Consider the following 1028-nt stretch of genomic DNA (forward strand, 5'->3'; position numbering starts at 1 on the left):
CACTATCGTATGGTGAATACATAGCCATACGAGGCGAACCGGGGGAACTGAAACATCTAAGTACCCCGAGGAAAAGAAATCAACCGAGATTCCCCCAGTAGCGGCGAGCGAACGGGGAAGAGCCCAGAACCTGAATCAGTGCGTGTGTTAGTGGAAGCGTCTGGAAAGTCGCGCAGTAAAGGGTGATAGCCCCGTACACTAAAATGCACGTGTTGTGAGTTCGATGAGTAGGGCGGGACACGTGACATCCTGTCTGAATATGGGGGGACCATCCTCCAAGGCTAAATACTCCTGACTGACCGATAGTGAACCAGTACCGTGAGGGAAAGGCGAAAAGAACCCCGGCGAGGGGAGTGAAATAGAACCTGAAACCGTGTACGTACAAGCAGTGGGAGCACCTTCGTGGTGTGACTGCGTACCTTTTGTATAATGGGTCAGCGACTTATATTTTGTAGCAAGGTTAACCGAATAGGGGAGCCGTAGGGAAACCGAGTCTTAACTGGGCGTCAAGTTGCAAGGTATAGACCCGAAACCCGGTGATCTAGCCATGGGCAGGTTGAAGGTTGGGTAACACTAACTGGAGGACCGAACCGACTAATGTTGAAAAATTAGCGGATGACTTGTGGCTGGGGGTGAAAGGCCAATCAAACCGGGAGATAGCTGGTTCTCCCCGAAAGCTATTTAGGTAGCGCCTCGTGAACTCATCTTCGGGGGTAGAGCACTGTTTCGGCTAGGGGGCCATCCCGGCTTACCAACCCGATGCAAACTCCGAATACCGAAGAATGTTATCACGGGAGACACACGGCGGGTGCTAACGTCCGTCGTGAAGAGGGAAACAACCCAGACCGCCAGCTAAGGTCCCAAAGTCATGGTTAAGTGGGAAACGATGTGGGAAGGCACAGACAGCCAGGATGTTGGCTTAGAAGCAGCCATCATTTAAAGAAAGCGTAATAGCTCACTGGTCGAGTCGGCCTGCGCGGAAGATGTAACGGGGCTAAACCATGCACCGAAGCTGCGGCAGCGACGCT

1 rRNA gene is annotated in these 1028 nt (G+C 52.7%); it reads left to right on the forward strand.

Going from position 1 to position 1028, the window contains the following annotated elements:
• A 23S ribosomal RNA gene (locus tag WG891_RS26570) occupies positions 1-1028 on the forward strand; the annotation flags it as partial.

This window comes from Serratia sp. MMO-28, from assembly GCF_037199905.1.
Taxonomy (GTDB): domain Bacteria; phylum Pseudomonadota; class Gammaproteobacteria; order Enterobacterales; family Enterobacteriaceae; genus Chania; species Chania oryzae.